The 21,602-nt window shown below is 34.5% G+C and carries 18 protein-coding genes; 12 read left to right on the plus strand and 6 right to left on the minus strand.

Going from position 1 to position 21,602, the window contains the following annotated elements; genetic code table 11:
- Positions 1 to 23: 23 nt before the first annotated feature.
- The 7 genes from porV to AAYQ05_RS15505 all read left to right on the plus strand — a co-directional run bounded on the left by porV (position 24) and on the right by AAYQ05_RS15505 (position 8,509).
- A complete protein-coding gene (gene porV, locus AAYQ05_RS15475) occupies positions 24 to 1,229 on the plus strand; it encodes a type IX secretion system outer membrane channel protein PorV (RefSeq protein WP_343544328.1) in 1,206 nt (401 codons plus the stop codon).
- Positions 1,230 to 1,308: 79 nt separating this feature from the next.
- On the plus strand, positions 1,309 to 1,791 hold the full coding sequence (gene cdd / locus AAYQ05_RS15480) for a cytidine deaminase (protein WP_281631068.1): 483 nt from the start codon (positions 1,309 to 1,311) through the stop codon (positions 1,789 to 1,791).
- Between the two features lie 159 nt (positions 1,792 to 1,950).
- The gene (gene pdhA, locus AAYQ05_RS15485) at positions 1,951 to 2,949 is read left to right on the plus strand and encodes a pyruvate dehydrogenase (acetyl-transferring) E1 component subunit alpha (RefSeq protein ID WP_281631067.1); all 999 of its coding nucleotides are present in this window, start codon (positions 1,951 to 1,953) and stop codon (positions 2,947 to 2,949) included.
- A 4-nt stretch (positions 2,950 to 2,953) separates the two neighbouring features.
- Positions 2,954 to 4,594, plus strand: a complete 1,641-nt coding sequence (locus AAYQ05_RS15490; RefSeq protein ID WP_343544329.1) for a dihydrolipoamide acetyltransferase family protein — start codon at positions 2,954 to 2,956, stop codon at positions 4,592 to 4,594.
- 91 nt (positions 4,595 to 4,685) lie between these two features.
- Entirely contained in the window at positions 4,686 to 6,533 is a 1,848-nt protein-coding gene (locus AAYQ05_RS15495; RefSeq protein WP_343544330.1) for a hydrolase/aminopeptidase, read from the plus strand.
- 467 nt (positions 6,534 to 7,000) lie between these two features.
- On the plus strand, positions 7,001 to 7,531 hold the full coding sequence (locus AAYQ05_RS15500) for a carboxymuconolactone decarboxylase family protein (protein ID WP_343544331.1): 531 nt from the start codon (positions 7,001 to 7,003) through the stop codon (positions 7,529 to 7,531).
- A gap of 99 nt (positions 7,532 to 7,630) precedes the next feature.
- Positions 7,631 to 8,509, plus strand: coding sequence for a helix-turn-helix domain-containing protein (locus tag AAYQ05_RS15505; RefSeq protein ID WP_343544332.1), 879 nt, complete (start codon positions 7,631 to 7,633; stop codon positions 8,507 to 8,509).
- A gap of 70 nt (positions 8,510 to 8,579) precedes the next feature.
- Here AAYQ05_RS15505 and AAYQ05_RS15510 read toward each other — a convergent pair whose 3' ends face one another.
- Entirely contained in the window at positions 8,580 to 9,821 is a 1,242-nt protein-coding gene (locus AAYQ05_RS15510; protein ID WP_343544333.1) for a glycosyltransferase family 4 protein, read from the minus strand.
- Positions 9,822 to 9,934: 113 nt separating this feature from the next.
- Here AAYQ05_RS15510 and AAYQ05_RS15515 point away from each other — a divergent pair, with 113 nt between their 5' ends.
- Both AAYQ05_RS15515 and AAYQ05_RS15520 read left to right on the plus strand, forming a co-directional pair.
- On the plus strand, positions 9,935 to 10,516 hold the full coding sequence (locus AAYQ05_RS15515) for a MiaE family protein (RefSeq protein ID WP_111379367.1): 582 nt from the start codon (positions 9,935 to 9,937) through the stop codon (positions 10,514 to 10,516).
- Positions 10,517 to 10,569: 53 nt separating this feature from the next.
- On the plus strand, positions 10,570 to 13,329 hold the full coding sequence (locus AAYQ05_RS15520; RefSeq protein ID WP_343544334.1) for an AsmA family protein: 2,760 nt from the start codon (positions 10,570 to 10,572) through the stop codon (positions 13,327 to 13,329).
- Between the two features lie 97 nt (positions 13,330 to 13,426).
- Here AAYQ05_RS15520 and AAYQ05_RS15525 read toward each other — a convergent pair whose 3' ends face one another.
- The 3 genes from AAYQ05_RS15525 to rplU form a co-directional block, all read right to left on the minus strand.
- Positions 13,427 to 14,722, minus strand: a complete 1,296-nt coding sequence (locus AAYQ05_RS15525) for a hypothetical protein (protein WP_343544335.1) — start codon at positions 14,720 to 14,722, stop codon at positions 13,427 to 13,429.
- A 140-nt stretch (positions 14,723 to 14,862) separates the two neighbouring features.
- Positions 14,863 to 15,123 (minus strand): 50S ribosomal protein L27, encoded by a 261-nt coding sequence (rpmA, locus tag AAYQ05_RS15530; protein ID WP_012023622.1) that lies wholly within the window; start codon positions 15,121 to 15,123, stop codon positions 14,863 to 14,865.
- Between the two features lie 24 nt (positions 15,124 to 15,147).
- Positions 15,148 to 15,591 (minus strand): 50S ribosomal protein L21, encoded by a 444-nt coding sequence (gene rplU, locus AAYQ05_RS15535; RefSeq protein WP_343544336.1) that lies wholly within the window; start codon positions 15,589 to 15,591, stop codon positions 15,148 to 15,150.
- A gap of 273 nt (positions 15,592 to 15,864) precedes the next feature.
- Between rplU and AAYQ05_RS15540 the strand changes: the two genes are divergently transcribed.
- Positions 15,865 to 17,187, plus strand: a complete 1,323-nt coding sequence (locus AAYQ05_RS15540) for a M16 family metallopeptidase (RefSeq protein ID WP_177211040.1) — start codon at positions 15,865 to 15,867, stop codon at positions 17,185 to 17,187.
- 12 nt (positions 17,188 to 17,199) lie between these two features.
- Entirely contained in the window at positions 17,200 to 19,248 is a 2,049-nt protein-coding gene (locus AAYQ05_RS15545) for a M16 family metallopeptidase (RefSeq protein WP_343544337.1), read from the plus strand.
- A gap of 165 nt (positions 19,249 to 19,413) precedes the next feature.
- Here AAYQ05_RS15545 and AAYQ05_RS15550 read toward each other — a convergent pair whose 3' ends face one another.
- On the minus strand, positions 19,414 to 20,280 hold the full coding sequence (locus tag AAYQ05_RS15550; protein WP_343544338.1) for a DMT family transporter: 867 nt from the start codon (positions 20,278 to 20,280) through the stop codon (positions 19,414 to 19,416).
- 102 nt (positions 20,281 to 20,382) lie between these two features.
- On the opposite strand from AAYQ05_RS15550, the gene AAYQ05_RS15555 reads away from it, so the two are divergent.
- Positions 20,383 to 20,760 carry a heavy-metal-associated domain-containing protein gene (locus AAYQ05_RS15555; RefSeq protein WP_343544339.1) on the plus strand — a complete coding sequence of 126 codons (378 nt, stop codon included), beginning with the start codon at positions 20,383 to 20,385 and terminating at the stop codon, positions 20,758 to 20,760.
- Positions 20,761 to 21,040: 280 nt separating this feature from the next.
- Here the strand turns inward: AAYQ05_RS15555 and gldD are convergent, their stop codons facing one another.
- Positions 21,041 to 21,601, minus strand: a complete 561-nt coding sequence (gene gldD / locus AAYQ05_RS15560) for a gliding motility lipoprotein GldD (RefSeq protein WP_343544340.1) — start codon at positions 21,599 to 21,601, stop codon at positions 21,041 to 21,043.
- Position 21,602 lies beyond the last annotated feature (1 nt).

Genomic DNA, 21,602 nt, shown 5'->3' on the forward strand with positions numbered 1-21,602 from the left:
TACCAAAAACACTAGTCCCATAAATGAAAAAACTATCACTTTTATTAATTTGTATTTTTAGTATTTACAATTCTAGGGCTCAGGAATCAAGACCCATTGTTACCGGAGTACCATTTTTATTAGTCGCTGCCGATGCTAGAGCAGCAGGTTTGGCAGACCAAGGTGTCGCTACTTCTGCCGACGTTTTCTCACAACAATGGAATCCTGCTAAGTATGCATTTTCCGAAGACGCACAAGGCCTTTCCATCAGTTACACACCTTATTTAACAGATCTTGCCAATGATATTTCGTTAGGACAGATTACGTATTACAACAAAATCAACGAAAAAAGTGCCTTTGCAGGAAGTTTTCGTTATTTTGGTTTCGGAGGTATCGAATTAAGATACACTGGAGACCCAAATGAAGCCGTAAGAGAAGTAAACCCGAATGAGTTTGCCTTAGACGGATCTTACTCATTAAAATTAAGCGAAAAATTCTCGATGGCAGTTGCAGGACGTTTTATCAGCTCAAACTTAAAAGTCGCTTCAGAAGAAGTTGATGCTACATCTGCAAGATCTTTTGCAGTAGATGTGGCTGCATTTTATCAATCAGAAGAAATTGCTTATCAAGATTTTAATGGGAGATGGAGAGCAGGTATCAACTTTCAAAACATGGGACCAAAAATCAGTTACGATAATGACGATATAAGCTCAAACTTCTTGCCTGCCAATTTAAGATTAGGTGGAGGATTTGATTTTATTTTTGATGATTATAACAAACTTACTCTAAGCGCCGAGCTTACTAAACTTTTAGTTCCAACTCCTCCAGGCATTGGAACACCTGTAGACGTAAATGGCGACGGAGACTTTGATGATCCTGAAGATATATCACAACAAGAAGCAACCGATATTGGTTACAGAAACTATAATGATATCGGATGGTTTCAGGGAATCTTTAAATCTTTTGGAGACGCTCCAGGCGGATTTAAAGAAGAAATGAAAGAGGTAACTTACAGCATTGCTGGAGAATACATGTACCAAGATGCTTTCGCATTTCGTTTAGGATATTATCATGAAAGCCCAGAAAAAGGCGCTAAACAATTTTTCTCTTTAGGAGCAGGATTTAAATACAATATCATGAAAATTGATGTTTCGTACCTATTCTCAGCTTCTAAAATAAAAAATCCTTTAGAAAACACGCTTCGTTTCTCTTTAACGTTTAACTTTGGAGACAAATACGAAACTTATTAAAGAGAACGTTTAAAATAAAAATAATTCAATCCAAATTCCGGCATTTTAGGAATTTGGATTTTTTTTCCCTTATAAACAAATGAAAGAAATCAATATAACCGCTTCATTTACAATATTTGATAATTTAAATGAACTTCCAGCCGAAATTCAGGATTTAATGAATCAAGCTGTCGAAATCAGAAAAAAAGCTTACGCACCTTATTCAAAGTTTAAAGTTGGAGCAGCACTACTTTTAGACAACGGAAAAGTGATCTTAGGTTCTAACCAAGAAAATGCCGCTTATCCGTCTGGACTTTGTGCTGAACGAACTGCAATTTTTTATGCTGGAAGTGCATATCCAGAAGCTAAAATCTTAAAAATGGCAATTACAGCTGCGTCAGACACCAATCAAACTACTGCCCCTATTCCGCCATGCGGATCGTGCCGACAATCAATAGCAGAATACGAAATAAAACAAGACACCCCTATTGAAATCTATTTTATGGGAGAAATTGGTGAAATTTACAAATCATCATCCCTAAAAAATTTGCTCCCATTGATGTTCGACAAAAAGTTCTTGTAAAAAAAAGCCAAAAAGTATCGTTTTAATTTTAGTTCTTAAATGTAATGTCTTATTTTTGCATCCCGACCTTTCGGGCGCAAATTTGTGGGAGGAAACTATTTTGCGTTACAGGCACAATAATCGATAACACAAACAACTTTAGCAAAAGAAAGAATTCAGATGAAAGAAGTTACAAAAGAGGTATATTTAAAGTGGTATGAGGACATGCTACTTTGGAGAAAGTTTGAAGACAAACTTGCAGCATTATACATTCAACAAAAAGTTAGAGGTTTTCTACACCTATATAATGGTCAAGAAGCTGTATTAGCTGGCGCACTGCACGCTATGGATTTGACCAAAGATAAAATGATTACTGCTTACAGAAACCACGTTCAGCCAATTGGTATGGGAGTTGATCCTAGAAACGTAATGGCAGAACTTTTAGGAAAAGCAACAGGAACTTCTAAAGGTATGGGAGGTTCTATGCACATTTTCTCTAAAGAACACGGTTTTTACGGTGGACACGGAATCGTAGGTGCTCAAATTCCTGTAGGAGCTGGTATTGCTTTTGCAGACAAATATTTCAACACTGGCGGTGTTACTATGACTTACTTTGGTGATGGTGCTGCTAGACAAGGTTCTCTTCACGAAGCTTTCAACATGGCTATGTTATGGAAATTACCAGTTGTATTTATCGTTGAAAACAACGGTTATGCAATGGGAACTTCTGTAGAAAGAACTGCAAACCACACTGACATCTGGAAATTAGGTTTAGGTTATGAAATGCCTTGTGGGCCTGTTGACGGAATGAACCCTGTAAAAGTTGCTGAAGCAATGCACGAAGCTATCGAAAGAGCGCGTCGTGGAGACGGACCAACTTTCCTTGAAATGAAAACGTACCGTTACAGAGGACACTCTATGTCTGATGCACAATTATACCGTTCTAAAGAAGAGGTTGAAGAGTACAAAAAAATCGACCCAATTACGCAAGTTCTTGACGTAATCTTGGATCAAAAATATGCTACAGAAGCAGAAATCGAAGTAATTGACCAAAGAGTTAAAGACTTAGTTGAAGAGTGTGCTAAATTCGCTGAAGAATCTCCATACCCAGACTTACAACAATTATACGATGTAGTATACGCACAAGAAGACTATCCATTTACACCTCATAAATTATAATATCATGGCGATTAAAGTAACAATGCCTCGTTTGAGCGATACTATGACTGAAGGAACGGTAGCAACTTGGCTTAAAAAAGTAGGCGACAAAGTAAGCGAAGGTGATATCTTAGCTGAAATCGAAACAGACAAAGCAACAATGGAGTTCGAATCTTTTAACGAAGGAACTCTTTTACATATCGGAATTCAAGAAGGAGAAACTGCTCCTGTTGATTCATTATTAGCAATCATTGGTAAAGAAGGAGAAGACATTTCTGCTCTTTTAGCTGGTGGTGATGCTCCTGCTGCTGAAGCTCCAAAAGCGGACGCTCCTGCTGCTGAAGCAAAAACTGAAACTGCTGCTCCTGCAAAAGCTGCAGCTGAATTACCAAAAGGTGTTATAGTTGTAACTATGCCTCGTTTGAGTGATACAATGACTGAAGGTACTGTAGCAACTTGGTTGAAAAAAGTTGGCGATACTGTAGCTGAAGGAGATATTTTAGCAGAAATTGAAACAGACAAAGCTACAATGGAGTTTGAGTCTTTCAATGCTGGAACTTTATTATACATCGGAATTCAAGAAGGAAGCACTGCTCCAGTTGACAGCTTATTAGCTATCATCGGACCTGCAGGAACTGATATTTCTGGAGTTGCTGATAACTTTACTGCTGGAGGCGCTGCAACCGCAAGTGCTCCTGCCGCAGAAGAAAAAGCTGCACCTGCTGCTGAAAAAGCACCACAAGCTGTTGCTGAAGCTTCAAATGGAGGAAGAATTTTAGCTTCTCCATTAGCTAAGAAAATTGCTTCTGACAAAGGAATCCAGTTATCTCAAGTTAAAGGTTCTGGAGAAAACGGACGTATCGTGAAAAGCGATATCGAGAACTTCACTCCATCTGCTCAAGCACAAACTGCTGCTTCTGCACCAGCTGCTAAACAAGAAGCATCTGCTCCTGCTGCACCAAAAGTTTTTGTTCCTGCTGGTGAAGTTTACACAGAAGAGATTAAAAACTCTCAAATGCGTAAAATCATTGCAAAACGTCTTTCTGAATCTTTATTCACTGCTCCTCACTACAACTTAGTGATCGAGGTAAGCATGGACGAAGCAATGCAAGCTAGAGCTGCTATCAACAGCGTTCCTGATACAAAAGTATCTTTCAACGATATGGTAATCAAAGCTTGTGCTTTAGCATTGAAAAAACACCCAAAAATCAACTCTACTTGGAAAGAAGACGCAATTATAATCAACCACCACGTAAACATTGGTGTTGCTGTAGCTGTTGAAGACGGATTAGTAGTTCCTGTATTGAAATTTACTGACGCTATGAGTTTATCTCAAATTGGCGGTTCAGTAAGAGATCTTGCTGGAAGAGCTAAAAACAAAAAACTTGGACCACAAGAAATGGAAGGAAGTACTTTTACAGTATCTAACCTTGGCATGTTTGGTATTACTGAATTCAATTCAATTATCAACCAACCAAACTCGGCTATCCTTTCTGTAGGTGCAATTGTTGAGAAACCAGTAGTTAAAAACGGCCAAATTGTAGTTGGAAACACAATGATGTTATCATTAGCTTGCGACCACAGAACAATTGACGGTGCAACTGGAGCTCAGTTCTTACAAACATTAAAACAATACATCGAAAGCCCAGTTACAATGTTGGCGTAATCGTTGTTAATTTTATAATTAAATCCCGTTTTGTTTATTCAAAACGGGATTTTTTGTTTAATTTTCATCCTCAAATTCAAAACCTCACAAAATGAAGAAACTAATTCTTGTCGCTTTATTTCTGACAGCAATTGCTTGCCAGAAAAAAGAGCAAACAGAAAAAACAGCTACTATTACAGACGAACACAGTTACTCTAAACCAGAACTTGCTGTTGCAAAACATCTTGATCTTGATATCAAAGTTGATTTTGACACGCAAACTATTTCAGGAAAAGCATCTTGGACAATTGACAACATCAGTAAAGGAAATGAAATTATTTTCGACGAAAACACTTTAGATATTACAAAAGTAACTTTAGGCGACGAAGAAAAAGAAACCAAATTCGAGCTTGGAAAAGACACGGAATTTCATGGAAAACCACTTCACATTACAATCGAGCCAAACACAACTAAAGTAAACATTTACTACAACACAACTAAAGATGGCGTTGCGTTACAATGGCTTAAACCAGAGCAAACTGCAGACAAAAAGAAACCTTTTGTTTTCTCTCAAGGAGAAAGCGTTTGGTCTAGAACCTGGATTCCGTGTCAGGATTCGCCAGGAATTCGTTTTACTTATAATGCTAAAGTTACAGTTCCTAAAGATTTATTAGCCGTTATGAGCGCTGTAAATCCGCAGAAGAAAAATGATACCGGAGTTTATACTTTCAAACAAGACAAAGCAATCCCTTCTTACTTAATGGCAATCGCAGTTGGAGATATCGAATTTAAAGCAATCGACAACAGAACTGGAGTTTATGCAGAACCATCTGTTCTAAAAAGCGCTGCTTATGAATTTGCTGAATTAGGAAAAATGGTAAATGCTGCTGAAAAATTATACGGACCATACAGATGGGGACGTTATGATGTTTTGGTTTTGCCACCAAGTTTCCCTTATGGCGGAATGGAGAATCCAAACTTGACTTTTTTAACTCCAGGAGTACTTGCTGGAGATCGTTCACTTACAAGTTTACTAGCACACGAATTAGGCCATAGCTGGAGCGGAAACTTAGTTACAAATGCTACTTGGGATGACATTTGGCTAAACGAAGGTTTTACTACTTACGTTGAGCACAGAATTGGAGAAGCAATTTTTGGCAAAAAAGAATTTGATATGCAAAACGTTATCACCAATAAAGAATTGGTTGATAATGTTGCTGAATACGGAGATACAAATCCAGACACAAGATTAAAAGTAAGCCTTACTGGAAGAAATCCTGATGACGGAATCAGCATGATCCCTTATGTAAAAGGGTATTCTTTTTTAAGAGTTATTGAAAATGCAGTTGGTCGCGATAAATTCGATCCGTTTATTAAAAACTATTTCGATTCTCATGCTTTCCAATCTATCACAACAGAAGATTTTGTAAAGTATTTAAACGAAAATCTTATTAAAGGAGATAAAGCTTTAGCAGATAAAATCCAATTAGACAACTGGATTTACAAACCAGGAATTCCATCAAACATTGTTCCTGTTAGCTCAGCAGAATTTGACGCTATTGACGCAATCCAAAAAAGCTGGAGAGAAACCGGCGTTGCAGGTTTGAGCAAAAAAATCACAACTACCGCAGAAAAACAGCATTTTATTGACCATCTTCCTGCTGATATTACCGTAAAAGAAATGGAAGCAATTGATAAAGAATTCAACTTTACTAAAGGTGGTAATTTCATTATTAAACGCCAATGGTTTGTGCAGGCAATTCGCCATCAATATAAAGCTGCCGATCCTGCAATTGAACAATTTTTAATTGGAAGCAGCAGAACTGGCTCTATCATGATGCTTTATAAAGAAATGGTTAAAACTCCAGAAGGAAAAGTTTGGGCTAAAAAAGTTTTTGATAAAGCTAAATCTGGTTATCACGCAACGACTATTCAAGATGCTGCAAGTGTTTTGAAATAGTTTTTTCAAGATTATAACTCTAAAAAGAGGCTGTTCTTTAGGAACAGCCTCTTTTTTTACGCCTTATTTGTCATTTCTACGAAGGAGAAATCTTCACGAGAAGCTCGACAAAGATCGGATTCTCATTGCGGAGTTACTCGCGAAGATTTCTCCTTCGTCGAAATGACAAGATTGTGTTAATTGTTTGCAGAATTTCTGAGTGCGATCCTTCCTTCGCCAGGATGGCAAACTACTGAAAAACAATCTTATAAAAACGAGAGTCCTAGCCCCGATAGAAGTGGAAATCCTTTTGTGCCGGGGTTCGGCACAAAAGACTGGAACAAATAGCGGGAAATAGCTCCTAAAAAACTAGCAGGGAAAATTATCCATCACATAGCGTACATTCTCCATGTTTTAAAATCTTCAATCGTCGCAACTTTGTAATGTCAAAAGACAACAACAAATAACAACTTTAAAAAATAAATAAAATGACACGATTAACAGCTTTAAATCCAGAAGAAGTAACAGGAAAAACTAAAGATTTATTCAACGCAGTTCAAGCAAAATTGGGCGTTGTACCAAACATGATGAGAACAATGGGAAATTCTCCAGCAGTTCTTGAAGGATACTTAAACCTAAGCGGAGCTTTGAGCCACGGAAAATTAAGCGCAAAAACAGGCGAATTAATTGCTTTAGCAGTTTCAGAAAGCAACTCTTGCGATTACTGTTTAGCAGCGCATACTTTTATTGGAGAGAAATTAGTAAAAGCAGATCCAGCAGTTTTAAAAGCAGCAAGATTAGGAAATTCTGCTGACGCTAAAACAGAGGCTATTTTACAATTGGCAAAAACATTAATCAGCAAAGGTGGTTTGGTAAATGATGAAGATGTAAACAAAGCCAAAAATGCAGGAGTTTCTGACGCTGAAATTGCAGAAACTATTGGTCATGTAGCATTAAACGTTTTAACAAACTACTTTAACAATGTAGCAAATACTGAAATTGACTTTCCTACAGTTTAATCAAAATCTACATATTCACTATAACAAAAAACAATTTATAAAGATAGCTGTGGATTTATTTCATGGCTATCTTTATACTTTCAAAAAACAAAACAATTTATGAGTTCTCAAAATGTTTTTACTTTAATCAATCCGCAGAATGGAAATTTAGCTTTTAAGATTCTTCCTTTTGAAGACAATAGTCATTTTGATCATTTGCAGCGAAACAATTATTACTCTCTAATTTGGGTAACTAAAGGAAAAGGCAAAGTAAAAGCTGATTTTGCAGAACATCATTTTGAAGAAAACTCACTTCTCGCCTTTTCGCCTTATCAGCCTTTTATGCTTTGTGTAAATGAGCCAATTGAAGGAATTGCGATTCATTTTCATCCCGATTTTTATTGCATTCACATGCATCAAAAAGAAGTTTCGTGCAATGGTGTTTTGTTCAATAATATTTATCAACCGCCGTATGTTCAGGTTACAGAACAAGCTTCGCAAACTTTTAATATGATTATTGATCAAATGAAAGCCGAAATTCAAAATGCTGAATTGGCGCAATATGAATTGCTTATTTCTTATTTGAAGATTTTTTTAATTACCGCTTCGAGATTAAAAACAGAACAATTAGAAGAAATGAAATCAGTTCCAGATTCAAAAGAACCTATAATTCTTCAAAATTTGAAAGATGCGATTGAACTGAATTTTAAAACCAAACACTCAGCTGGAAATTATGCCGAATTATTAAATATTTCTCCGAAAGCATTGGCAAAATTGTCTAAGAATTATTTCAACAAAACCTTAACCGATTTAATTTCGGAAAGAATCATTATTGAAGCTAAAAGAGAACTTTATTTAACCAACAAAACCGTCAAAGAAATTGCATACGAATTAGGTTATGAAGACGAACATTATTTCAGTCGTTTCTTTAAAACAAACGCTGATGTTTCACCTCAAATTTATCGCGAAACGGTAGGATTTGGTAAAATGGAAGCTTAGTTTAGAGTCGCAGTTTTCAGTCGCAGTCTTCAGTAACTACAGACTTGAAAACTGTGACTGAAAACTGCGACTATTTATTCTTTGCTTCAATCCATTTTGACATATACATTGTGCTTTTGAACGCATGGTGCTGGAGCAAATTACCCATAAAATTATGAAGACGATGTTTTTTTGAATCAACCAAAAGCGAATTTATCAATGAAATCAATTTATCTGAATAATCGCTTTTTTGATAGCATTTATTAATGATTTCGATTCCGTTTTTTTGTGATTGTTTCCAAAGATTTTCATTCTGGTAAAGCTCAATCGCTTTTTTAGCAAATTCAGCTGGATCATCTTCAATAAAACCATTCCAAGGCAAATTTTCATGCATAGCTTCGGAACCTATTGAAGTGGTTATACTTGGCGTTCCGCACTGCATAGCTTCTAATAATTTTCCTTTTAATCCTGCTCCAAACCGAATTGGCGCTAAAACCACTTTTGTGTTTTTTACTATTTCGTTGGCATCTTCTGCCCTTCCCATAATGTAAAAACCGTTTTTAGGCTGATGCAACTGCAATACTTTCTGCGAAGGATAAGCACCATAAACCTTCAAAACCGCTTCTGGAAAATCTTTTTTTATAGAAGGCCAAATTGCTTCTTTCAAATATTGAACGGTATTCCAATTTGGTTCATGAAGAAAATTTCCAATAAAAACAAAATCACTTCGGTTTTCAAAAGAAGGCAATTCTAAGAAATCTTCTTCTTTCATTTCATCAACCAAAAAGGGAAGATAAAAAAGTAAATCTTGATTAATTTTAAAAATATCTTTCAGAATATTCATTTCAAACTCTGAAATAATCAAAGATAAATCACATCTTAAAATACTGGCAATTTCACGTTTTGCCACTTCCTCAGACAACAAATCATGAATTTCAAAATTTCGTTTTTCTTTAAAGGCTTTTTGTCTTGCAGTTCTTAAACAATGTAAATCTTCAGTATCTAGAATTCTAATTGCTTTCGGACACTTTTCAATTACTCTCCATCCAAATTGTTCTTCGACCATAAAGCGATCAAACAAGACAACATCTGGATTTAATTCGGCTACAAAATTATCAAAACTTGAAGAATTAAGTTCGATGCTTTTTTTTATTACTCCAAATTCAGACAAATCAACCATAAAATTGCTATCCTGAGCCGCACTTGCAAATGTAATTTCAAATCCATTTTCTTTGAAAATAGAAATCAATTGCATCATTCTTCCACCTGCTGCAGAAGACTTTGGCTCGGGCCAAACAAACCCAATAATTAAAAGTTTTTTGATTTGATTCATAATCTTTGTTTCATATTACAAAATAATGCTTTTTTCCGCGGATTTGCACCCAACTTCCAGATATTCGGACGTAAAAAATCACTAATTTTGCAAAATCTAAATGCTGGGAAATTATGTTGGGATTAAAATTAGCTACAGACCCTCGCTGGGTAAATATCGTTGAGTCAAATATCGAAGAAATTTTAACGGATCATGCTTGGTGCGAACAAAAAGCGGCTTCAAACGCGATTAGTATCGTTACTTACAATTCTGAAATTGAAGAATTGGTAACAGAAATGCTAGAAATTGCCAGAGAAGAACTAGAACATTTTCAGATGGTTCACAACATTATAAAGCAGCGCGGACTTACTTTAGGACGTGAACGAAAAGATCATTATGTAAATGAGCTTTTTAAATTCATGAAAAAAGACGGAAGCCGAAGAGATGCTCTGTGCGACCGATTATTATTCTCTGCAATGATTGAGGCCAGAAGCTGCGAACGTTTTAAAGTGCTTTCGGAGAATATTAAAGATGAAGAATTAGCTAAATTCTACCGAGATTTAATGATTTCTGAAGCAGGACATTATACTACTTTTTTAGGATTTGCCAGAAAATATCAAGATAACATCGACATTGATAAACGCTGGAAAGAATGGATTGAATATGAAGGTTCTATTATTACCAATTATGGTAAACAAGAAACCGTTCACGGATAAATTACGCTCTTTTTTCAACTCTATTTTTTTTATTTAAAAAACCAAAATTCGTTATGCAAAAAAGTAAATCGAGATCAATCGTTTTTAAAATTGCGAAGTATACCGGAATAACTTTCGCAGTTATCATAGCATTACTATTTTTAACGCCTATCGTCTTTGAGGACCAGATTAAAGAACAAATAAAGAAAACAGCCAACGAAAGATTAAGCGCAGAACTGAATTATTCTGATGTTTCGGTGTCATTCTTCCACCATTTCCCCTCACTCACTTTAACCTTAGACAACTTAAGCCTTAATGGCTCAGCTCCGTATACAAAAGAAAAATTCATAACCGCAAAAGAGGTTTCTTTTGGAATAAATGTGGCAAGTCTAATTTTCAGCAAATCGGTAAAAATTGATCAGATTTATTTATCGGATTCTTTTATAAATGTAAAAGTGAATGCAAACGGAGAAGCGAATTACAACATTTACAAATCACAGGAACAAGCTTCTAAAGCCAAAGACAGCAGTGATACCGCGCTTAAACTGGAACGAATTGAAATTTTAAACAGCAAAATTGTTTATGATGATAAGTCTACTAAAGTCCATTTTGACGCATACGGATTTAACTATTTAGGAAAAGGAGATTTAAACAAAGCCGTTTTTGACTTATATTCTAAAGCAAACATCGAAAAATTAAATATTGTTTATGAAGATGAACCTTATTTAATGAATAAAAAGGTTGATGCAGATTTAATTACAAAAGTAAACATCAACTCACTTTCTTTCTTTTTTCAACAAAACAATCTAAAAATCAACCAGCTACTAGTCGATTTTAAAGGGAAATTTGATTTTTTGAAAGATGGTTATAATATGGATTTTGTAATTAAATCTGAAAACAGTAAGCTGTATGATGTTTTTACAGCGTTACCTCCAAAATATATTACTTGGCTTTCTAAAACCGAATTAAAAGGAAACACAAATCTGCTGCTGACTTTAAAAGGAAAGTATATTACTTCTGAAAATATAGCACCCGATCTAGATTTGGATGTAAAAGTAACTGATGGTTTTGTCAATTATAACAAAAGCGCATTTCCGGTTTCAAACTTAAATTTAGATGTTAAAACAACTGTTCCTTCTTTAAATCCAGATTTGGTAATTGTTGACGCAAAAAACTTATCGCTAAATATCAATCAGGATTATTTAAAATCGAAATTTTTGGTTAAAGGTGTAAACACACCAGATATTAATGCTGATTTCAAGGCCAAAATCGATCTTGAAAAACTACTTAAAGCGCTTGGAATTCCAGATATTGAACTGAAAGGAACTTTGACTGGCGACGTAAAAACAAACGGAATATTTGACCAAAAGAACAAGCGTTTTCCTGTTACAAACGGAGTTCTTAATTTGGAAAATGGATATTTAAAAACTCCATATTATCCAAATCCGATTACTGACATTACGATTAAATCGAAAATAGAAAACCAGAAAGGAACATTTGCCGATCTGAAAGTAAATTTACAGCCAACGCAATTTACTTTTGAAGGAAAACCTGTTTTTGTACAAGCCGATTTAAGCAATTTTGACGATTTGAGTTATGATGTAAAAGCCAAAGGCGAATTAGATATTAGCAGAATTTACAGAGTCTTTTCGCAAAAAGGTCTTGATTTAGATGGTTTTGTAAAAGCCGATTTAGTCTTAAAAGGTAAACAAAGTGATGCCGAAAAAGGAAATTACAGCAAATTAAACAACAAAGGAACGCTTGAGTTAAGAAATATTGGAATAGCCTCTGAATATCTTCCGAAAAAATTCATCATTAAGGAAGGAATTTTTAAAATCAATCAGGATAAAATGTCCTTCAATAATTTCCTAGCTGCATACGGGCAGTCTGATTTTAAAATGAATGGATATTTACAGAATGTTATCAATTACGTTACCACAAATACAGGCGTTTTAAAAGGCTCTTTTAAAGTTACTTCTCGATATATCAATGTAGACGAATTCATGTCAAGCGTTGATCCAAACACACCAGTAACACAGAGTTCTACTCCTAAAACCGAAACGAAACCATCTGAAAACACTCAGACTGGTGTTATAATTATTCCAACCAATTTAAATTTACAATTATTTGCCAACGCTCAAAAAGTATATTTTGACAAATTAAATCTTCAAAATGCAACTGGAAATTTATCTATGAAAAATGGTAAATTAACCATGCAAAATACTGGTTTTAATTTAATTGGATGCAACGTTTCCATGAATGCCAATTACCAAGCTGTAACGCCACAAAAAGCTAATTTTGATTACGCCATAAAAGCTACAGATTTTGACATTAAGAGAGCTTATAACGAGATTGAAGTTTTCAGAAAAATGGCAAGCGCTGCAGAGAAAGCACAGGGAATTGTTTCTTTAGATTATCAGTTAAAAGGCCGTTTAAACGGAAATATGGATCCTGTTTATCCTTCACTTGTTGGAGGCGGAACACTTTCTATAAAAGATGTAAAAGTGAGAGGTCTGAAAATGTTTAATGCTGTAAGCAAACAAACCAATTCTGAATCTATGAAAAACCCAGATCTTTCTAAAGTTGACATCAAAACAACAGTTAAGAACAATATCATAACTGTAGAACGCTTTAAATTTAAGTTTGCAGGCTTTAGACCAAGAATTGAAGGAACAACAAGCCTAGATGGAAAATTAAACCTAAAAATGCGTTTAGGACTTCCTCCTTTTGGTATTTTCGGAATTCCATTGACTGTAACTGGAACTCAGGATAATCCAAAAGTAAAAGTCGGTAAGAAAACGGAAGATTTGGAAGAAACTAAAGATACCGAATAAATAAAACTCTAATTCTGGAAATTCCAAATTCCAATTTTCACTATAGACCTTTGTTACAGATTTAAACTTTGACAAAGGTTTTTTCCTTTACAGAAAATTAGAGTATAAATATTTGTTTCGAAACACACAAAATTCCTTTACCCATAATCCATAACAGCAAGGCTAAACCGAGCAATTTCCAAGCCCAGCCTCTTCCTCTTTTCCAATCTGAAAAAAAAGAAAAAGCTTCCATATACTTTACAATTACAAATAAGGTTGATCCTATAATCGCAAACCAAATAACTTCGTTTAACTGAAAATAAAACCCGTACATAAAAACTGCACTAAGAAAAAGAAACGTTACAAATTGTATAAAATAATAGTTTCTTAAACTGTGTTTATGATTCATTTTTAATGACAAAATTAAAAATGACACAATCAATAAACTTAATAGAGCCGAGATAATATTACTAAAAGTACGATTTTCTTGCAGTACAAATAGTATTGTGGCAACAATCGCAACAACAGTGCATGCAGCCAGAGAATTAACGCTTCTCTCTCTATAATTTTCTTTAGAAAAAGGGAATAAAACAGGATAAATATACTTTTCTAAAGAGCGCCAGAAAGGTAAAGCATAAACCGCAGCGACTCCCGACAAAACCACTTCGTAGTTATAAAAAGCATCGGTAGGAACTTTATACAATACGTATAAAATAGCAATCGTAACTATAAAAGCTGGAAAACAAATTGTTTTTATGGTTTCCCAAGAATCTTTACCCCAAAAGTTATTTTCTATTTCATAAACATATTTCTTAATCCAATATTCTTTTGTAAATAAAGCCGTAGACTGGCTCCATAACAAAAACAAGCCTAAATGTATCACTACAGTTCGTAGCACAAATTCCTCAATAATACAGCCACAAATTACACAAGCTATTCCAACTAAAAGCAATTCAATAGTCAGTAAAACTGGCGAAAACAAAATCTTTAATATCGGAGCAATATGACGAATTAAAAACTGAATGAGCAGACTCCAATACCTTTTAAACAGAGCAACAATAGCACATATAGCTATAAATGCAGAAAGATAAAACATCCAATTGGTCAGCAATTTTGTTTGCATCCACAATTGCACCGTAGAATCTTTTTGCGGTGCATATACAATATCTGAATTTAGAAAAACTTCCTTTGCTAATTCGTCTCTCAGATTATTACTTAAACGAGGAAATTCATTTTTATGCGCATTCCAAAACTGATCTGTATTGAAACCATTATTTTTTATAACTTCAAATTCATATAAAACATTTTTCTGCTTACCATTTAGTACACTCAAATGAATGGCAATACTATCCGACACAACTTTACCATAAGTGCTTATACAGAACAAAAGGGCAAATAAGACTTTTTTTTTCAACTTATAACATTTAAAGAATTGAAGATATCTAATTATCCTCAGTCTTGCAAATACAAATTTTTCACTAAACCGTCTTAAGCTAAAAACAAAAAACCCGATCTTTTCAGAACGGGTTTTTTATAAAAAGTAATCTATGATTATTATGCCTCGAATGGAATAATAGATACATAAGATTTGTTATCTCTTTTCTTTTGGAACTTAACAACTCCAGCAACTCTTGCGTGAAGAGTGTGATCTTTACTAATGTAAACGTTTTCACCTGGATTGTGTTTTGAACCTCTTTGTCTAACGATGATGTTCCCAGCAATAGCAGCTTGACCACCATAAATCTTAACGCCTAAACGTTTTGATTCTGATTCTCTACCATTCTTCGAACTACCGACACCTTTCTTGTGAGCCATGACGTATGAGTTTAAATATTGTTATTATTCTTTAGTAGTCTCTTTTTTTGCTTTTGGAGTTGCTTTTTTTGCTTTTGGAGCTGCTTCTACTTCTTCAGTAGCTGCTGCATCTTCTGCTACAACCGCTTTTTTAGCTGCTGCTTTTTTTGTTCCTCCTGCTGCAGTAATACCTTCAATTACAATTTGAGTAAGATATTGTCTGTGACCATTTCTTTTTTTGTATCCTTTTCTTCTTTTCTTTTTGAAAACGATAACTTTATCTCCTTTTAAGTGTTGTAACACTTTAGCTTCTACTGAAGCACCTTCTATAGCTGGGGCGCCTAAAGTTACATTTCCATTGTCATCTAATAAAAGAACTTTGTCAAAAGAAACTTTTGAACCTTCTTCATTAGCTAAACGGTGAACATAAACCTTTAAGTCTTTGCTTACTTTAAATTGTTGCCCTGCTATCTCTACGATTGCATACATATCAAATTGATTTATTGAATTTTAAGGTTGCAAATATACAACTAATAATTTACTATGCAACCTATAAAAGCAAAAATATTTCCACCTGAAAAAACGTTGTTTTTCAAGCAGTTCTGCATATAAAACAAAATTAATTTAAAGTAAAAGATTGTTAAAATAGTGTTTATTTAAAAACAATTCTGCAATACATAACTAAAAAAAACTATTTTTGATGTAACCAAAATCAACTCTTGTCGACCTACTCTTGTTGATATTTTAAAATTATTAATCTTTATGAAAAAATCAATAATGATGTTAAGTGCTGCATTAATGCTTGGCGGAGTGGCTCATGCCCAAAAAGTAGCTTTTGAAGAATACGATTTAGACAACGGACTGCATGTCATTTTACACAATGATCCATCTGCTCCAGTTGTGATCACTTCAGTAATGTACCATGTTGGATCAAAAGATGAACGTCCCGACCGAACAGGTTTTGCACACTTCTTTGAGCATTTATTATTTGAAGGAACCCAAAACATAAAACGTGGGGAATGGATGAAAATCGTTACTGCAAATGGAGGAGTTAACAATGCTAACACATCTGATGACAGAACGTATTATTATGAAGTTTTTCCTTCTAACAGCCTAGAGCTTGGTTTATGGATGGAATCTGAAAGATTAATGCATCCTATTATAAATAAGGTGGGTGTTGACACGCAAAACGAAGTAGTAAAAGAAGAAAAAAGAATGCGTTACGATAATCAGCCGTACGGAAATATTCTGGCAGAGGTTAAGAAAAACATGTTCAAAAACCACCCTTACAGATGGACAACTATTGGTTCCATGAAAGATTTGGACGCCGCAACTCTTGAAGAATTTCAGGCATTCAATAAAAAATTCTATACGCCAAACAACGCTGTTTTGGTTGTTGCTGGGGATTTCGAAAAAGCAAAAACAAAAGAATGGATTCAGAAATATTTTGGACCAATTCCAAAAGGTGAAGAAGTTAAAAAACAAACTTTTACAGAAGAGCCAATCACACAAACCATTAAAGCTACTTATGAAGATCCGAACATTCAGATTCCAATGATTGTTGCCTCATACAGAACACCTTCAATGAAAACTAGAGACGCCAGAGTTTTAGACCTAATTTCATCTTATTTAAGCGATGGAAAAAGCTCTAAACTTTACAAAAAAATAGTTGACGACAAAAAAATGGCGCTACAAATTGGCGCTGTAGGATTTAGCCAAGAAGATTACGGAACATACATTCTTTACGGCTTGCCAATGGCTCCGTACACAATTGATGATATTTTAAAAGAAATAGATGAAGAAATTGTAAAAATTCAAACCGATCTTATTTCTGAAAAAGATTACGAAAAATTACAAAACAAATTCGATAACAATTACGTAAATGCCAATGCAAGCGTAGAGGGAATTGCAGAAAATCTAGCTTCTTACTATCTTCTGTATGGCGATGTCAATTTAATCAATACTGAAATTGACATCTATCATTCTATTACAAGAGAAGAAATCAGAGAAGTTGCTAAGAAGTATTTGAACCCGAATCAGCGTTTGATTTTAGATTATATTCCGACAGCCAAATCTCAAAACTAAGAATATCGAATCATGAAAAAAATATATACTTTTTTAATCCTTATTTTCCTAACTGGAATTATGCAAGCACAAGATCGTCCACAACCCAAACCAGGAAATGCCCCAGTAGTCAACATCAAAAAACCGCAGACCTTTGTTTTATCAAACGGAATGAAAGTTTTAGTTGTTGAAAACCACAAATTACCTAGAGTGAGCTACACGCTTACTTTAGACAATGCTCCATTTACTGAAGGCAATAAAAAAGGGGTTGACGAATTGACCAGCAGTCTGATTGGAAATGGAACAAAAAAAACAACTAAAGAAGCTTTTAACGAAGAAATTGATTTTTACGGAGCTAATATCAATTTTACTTCTCAAGGTGCTTATGCTAGTACATTATCAAAATATTCTGGACGTGTTTTAGAACTTTTGGCAGAAGGTGCTTTACAGCCAAATTTCACTCAAACAGAATTCGATAAAGAAAAAGCAAAACTTTTAGAAGGTTTAAAAGCCGATGAAAAAAGCGTTCCTGCCATTTCAAACAGAGTGGTTGATGTTTTAGCATTTGGAAAAAACCATCCTAACGGAGAATATCTTTCTGAAGAAACCGTAAAAAATGTTACACTAGCAGACGTTCAAAACAATTACAACACTTATTTTGTTCCAGAAAATGCCTATTTGGTAGTTATTGGCGACGTCAAATTTAAAGACGTAAAAACGGCTGTTGAAAAACTTTTCAGCGGATGGAAAAAACAAAGTGCTCCAAAAAACACTTATCCAAACCCTACAAATCCTTCAAATTTGCAGATTGATTTTGTAGATGTTCCAAACGCGGTTCAATCTGAAATCTCATTGGTAAATACTTTAAATTTAAAAATGAGCGATCCTGATTTTTTTCCAGCGGTTATTGCTAATCAAATTCTTGGAGGTGATTTCAACAGTTATTTAAACATGAATCTTCGTGAGCAGCACGCTTGGACATACGGAGCTAACTCAAGTATTGGAAGCGGCAAATATGTAACTAAATTTAAAGCTTCTTCGGCTGTTAGAAATACAGTAACAGATAGCGCAGTTGTTCAGTTTGTAAAAGAAATTAAACGAATTAGAACCGAAAGAGTTGACCCAGAAGTTTTAAGAAACGTAAAAGCAGGTTATATTGGAAGATTTGTAATGCAGGTTGAAAAACCTCAAGCTGTTGCACGTTATGCGCTAAACATTGAAACAGAAAAACTTCCTGCAGATTTCTACGAAAAATACATTCAAACCATCAATAATGTTACTGCTGACGATATTTATCGCGTTGCTAACAAATACTTTTTATTGGATAATATGCGTATTGTAATTGTCGGAAAAGGTTCTGATGTACTTCCTGGATTAGAAAAACTGCAGATTCCGATTTCATATTTCGACAAATATGGAAATCCAGTTGAAAAACCTTCAACAAAAAAAGAAGCACCAAAAGATATTAGTGCAAAAACAGTTTTCGAAAACTACATCAATGCCATTGGCGGAGAAAAAGCAGTTTCAGCCGTAAAAACATTATACATGAACGGTTCAACAACAATTCCGCAGGCTCCTACTCCATTAACTTTTACTTCTAAATTAGACTCTAAAGGAAAAATGATGGTTTCACTTTCTATGGGAACAATGAATTTAATGAAACAGGTAGTTAATGAAAAAGGCGCATATGTTGAACAGCAAGGCCAGAGAAAAAACCTTGAAGGTGAAGATTTAGCCGAAATGAAAGCTAATGCAGCTCCATTTGAAGAACTGCAACTTGTAAAAAGAACTGATCTTAAAGTAGAAGGAATCGAACCAATCAATGGAAGCGATGCTTACGTAATTAAAGATGGTAAAACAAAATATTATTACGACGTTAAATCAGGCCTAAAAACTGCCGAATCTAAAGTTCGCGAGCAAGGCGGAAAATCAGTTGAACAAATCACTAATTTCAATGATTACAAAGAAGTAAAAGGTGTTAAAGTTCCTTTTAACTTAGTTCAGAATGTTGGTTTTGAATTAGACATCAAAATGTCTGATATTAAAATTAACGAAGGAGTTTCTGAGAAAGATTTTCTTTAAGATGCTAAGGTTCTGAGATACTAAGCCACTAAGTTCTTAAGTGTTTAATATTTTAAGGCTTTGTCAAAGTTTGAAACTTTGACAAAGCTTTTTTATTTACTAGGCTTTGTCAAGTTGAGCGGAGTCGAAAGCCATTCATAACTTATAACTCATAACTCAAAAAAATCACTTCTTAGCCGACAAATAAACCCCAATCAAAATAATAAAAGCACCTACAGATTGAATTGGTGTCAGGAATTCGTTATCTAACAATCCCCAGAAAAATGCTACGATCGGAATTAAATATGTTACTGATGTTGCAAAAACAGGCGATGACATTTGAATCAGTTTAAAGAAAAGAATATTGGCAATTCCAGTTCCAAGAACACCTAAAATAGCCACAAAAAGTATAGAATACTGCGTTTCTGCAAAATGTATTTTTTGGCTAATATCGGTTGTACTTAAAATGATTAATGCCGGCAAAAGCAAAACCGCAAAATTTCCTGTTGTGATACTTACAGAATTTAAATCATGCAAATACTTTTTAATCAAATTTACGTTGATCGCATAACTAAGCGTTGCAATAACCACCAATAAAACATAAAGATAATTTTGAGTTCCGCTTGCAGAATCGCCGCTTAAAACCAAAAGCAGACAGCCTACAAGTCCGACAAAAACGCCCAAAACTTGTCGTTTTTGAAACTGAATTCCAAACGCTATAATTCCTAAAACTAAAGTATTTAAAGGTGTTAACGAATTTAAAATCGCTACAACAGAACTATTTACTTGGGTTTCGGCAATAGCAAAAAGATACGCTGGCATAAAAGTTCCAAAAAGCGAAGTTATAGCAACAAATTTCCATTGACGGCGCGAAATCTTCTTTAAACTATTAAAACCTACAATCAGCAAAAACAAAGCAGCAAAAATAATTCGGAACGATCCTACCTGAACAGCGCTTAAGCCTATCAATCCTTTTTTTATCAGAATAAAAGAACTTCCCCAAATAAGAGAAAGAATAGTTAAGTAAATCCACTTTAACTGTTTTGTTTCCATAAATCGCATTTTACTGCAAATTTGTAATTATTTTACGAACTAAGCATTCTCTTTTTATTAATTTTGCAAGAATCTTATTCGCAATTTTTAAATTTATATATAATGAAAATTTCAAAAATCTTATTCGCTGCAGCAATCGCTGGTTTAGTACTTGTTGGCTGTAAAAAAGCAGAAGACAAAAGTCTTGAAGTGGTAAATAAAGAAAAAAGTGCTCCAAAAGAACACAAACCAATCGCAGCTGAAAATCTTCAAACTGCAAGTTTTACCATTGACGGAATGACTTGCGCTGTTGGATGCGCTAAAACCATTGAAGAAGAATTAGCCAACCTTGACGGAGTTGAAAAAGCAACTGTCGATTTTGACAAGAAAACAGCAACGGTAAGTTTTGACAAAACAATTCAAAACTCAGCATCTTTGACAAAAGTGGTTCAAGAAACTGGAGACGGAAAAACATATAAGGTTTCGAACTTTAAGTCTTAAACAAACCTATTAACATCATAAATAATAAAAACAGGCTGTCTCAAAAGGGCAACTTTTTTGTTGGGTGAAACATTCTTTATTGATAAAACCCCAGCGGGGTAAAATATTTATAGAATCACGATAATGCAAATAAAAAAAGCTCCGCAGGAGTGACATATTTAGGTTGTATTAAAATATGTCACTCCTCCGGAGCTTTATGCTGTAAACATTTTACCCTTTACTATAAATATTTCGCTTCTCTGAAGCTCATAAAAAACATCCTTTTGAGACAGCTTGTTTTTTATTTCCATTTTAATGTTTCCATCAAACGCTGCATATCGTTTTTAACATAACTCGCCGCAGGCATAATCGAATCAAAGTTTGGTTTTGCATAAAAATACATCGAACCAATTAAAAAATGTTTTGTACTGTCGGTAACGTAGAACTGAGAGTTTGTAGCTGCATTTCCGTCTACTTGGTAAAACATTCCATATACTTTTTTCTGTGGATTTAAGTACGGCTGTTCCAGAATATCATCAGCTTTAATAACATGCTCGTACGTTAGTTTTTGAGCATCGCGTAGTAATTTATCAATATTGCCATTTACTGGCTTGTACGTCAAATAAATGGTCGCTTTCATCTTTGGATAAGTAATTGCAAAACCGCATTCTTTTTCTCCTTTTATAATAGCATCCTCATTCATTTGAAAAGTAAACGGACAAGTGTTTTCAAAATTCACATATTTTGCTTCTGGATAATCTAATCGCAGATAACTCGCTGGTTTTGGCAAAACATCATTTTTACAGCTTATAACCGTTAGCGCAAGCAAAATTGCCGATATTGAAAGTATTTTATTAAGCATT

Origin of the sequence: Flavobacterium movens, from assembly GCF_039581425.1 — a bacterium.
Taxonomy (GTDB): domain Bacteria; phylum Bacteroidota; class Bacteroidia; order Flavobacteriales; family Flavobacteriaceae; genus Flavobacterium; species Flavobacterium luteolum.

Coding starts and splice junctions, on each gene's coding strand:
- porV (WP_343544328.1), top strand. CDS start 24: ATGAAAAAACTATCACTTTTATTAATTTGTATTTTTAGTATTTACAAT.
- cdd (WP_281631068.1), top strand. CDS start 1,309: ATGAAAGAAATCAATATAACCGCTTCATTTACAATATTTGATAATTTA.
- pdhA (WP_281631067.1), top strand. CDS start 1,951: ATGAAAGAAGTTACAAAAGAGGTATATTTAAAGTGGTATGAGGACATG.
- AAYQ05_RS15490 (WP_343544329.1), top strand. CDS start 2,954: ATGGCGATTAAAGTAACAATGCCTCGTTTGAGCGATACTATGACTGAA.
- AAYQ05_RS15495 (WP_343544330.1), top strand. CDS start 4,686: ATGAAGAAACTAATTCTTGTCGCTTTATTTCTGACAGCAATTGCTTGC.
- AAYQ05_RS15500 (WP_343544331.1), top strand. CDS start 7,001: ATGACACGATTAACAGCTTTAAATCCAGAAGAAGTAACAGGAAAAACT.
- AAYQ05_RS15505 (WP_343544332.1), top strand. CDS start 7,631: ATGAGTTCTCAAAATGTTTTTACTTTAATCAATCCGCAGAATGGAAAT.
- AAYQ05_RS15510 (WP_343544333.1), bottom strand. CDS start 9,821: ATGAATCAAATCAAAAAACTTTTAATTATTGGGTTTGTTTGGCCCGAG.
- AAYQ05_RS15515 (WP_111379367.1), top strand. CDS start 9,935: ATGTTGGGATTAAAATTAGCTACAGACCCTCGCTGGGTAAATATCGTT.
- AAYQ05_RS15520 (WP_343544334.1), top strand. CDS start 10,570: ATGCAAAAAAGTAAATCGAGATCAATCGTTTTTAAAATTGCGAAGTAT.
- rpmA (WP_012023622.1), bottom strand. CDS start 15,123: ATGGCTCACAAGAAAGGTGTCGGTAGTTCGAAGAATGGTAGAGAATCA.
- rplU (WP_343544336.1), bottom strand. CDS start 15,591: ATGTATGCAATCGTAGAGATAGCAGGGCAACAATTTAAAGTAAGCAAA.
- AAYQ05_RS15540 (WP_177211040.1), top strand. CDS start 15,865: ATGAAAAAATCAATAATGATGTTAAGTGCTGCATTAATGCTTGGCGGA.
- AAYQ05_RS15545 (WP_343544337.1), top strand. CDS start 17,200: ATGAAAAAAATATATACTTTTTTAATCCTTATTTTCCTAACTGGAATT.
- AAYQ05_RS15550 (WP_343544338.1), bottom strand. CDS start 20,280: ATGGAAACAAAACAGTTAAAGTGGATTTACTTAACTATTCTTTCTCTT.
- AAYQ05_RS15555 (WP_343544339.1), top strand. CDS start 20,383: ATGAAAATTTCAAAAATCTTATTCGCTGCAGCAATCGCTGGTTTAGTA.
- gldD (WP_343544340.1), bottom strand. CDS start 21,601: ATGCTTAATAAAATACTTTCAATATCGGCAATTTTGCTTGCGCTAACG.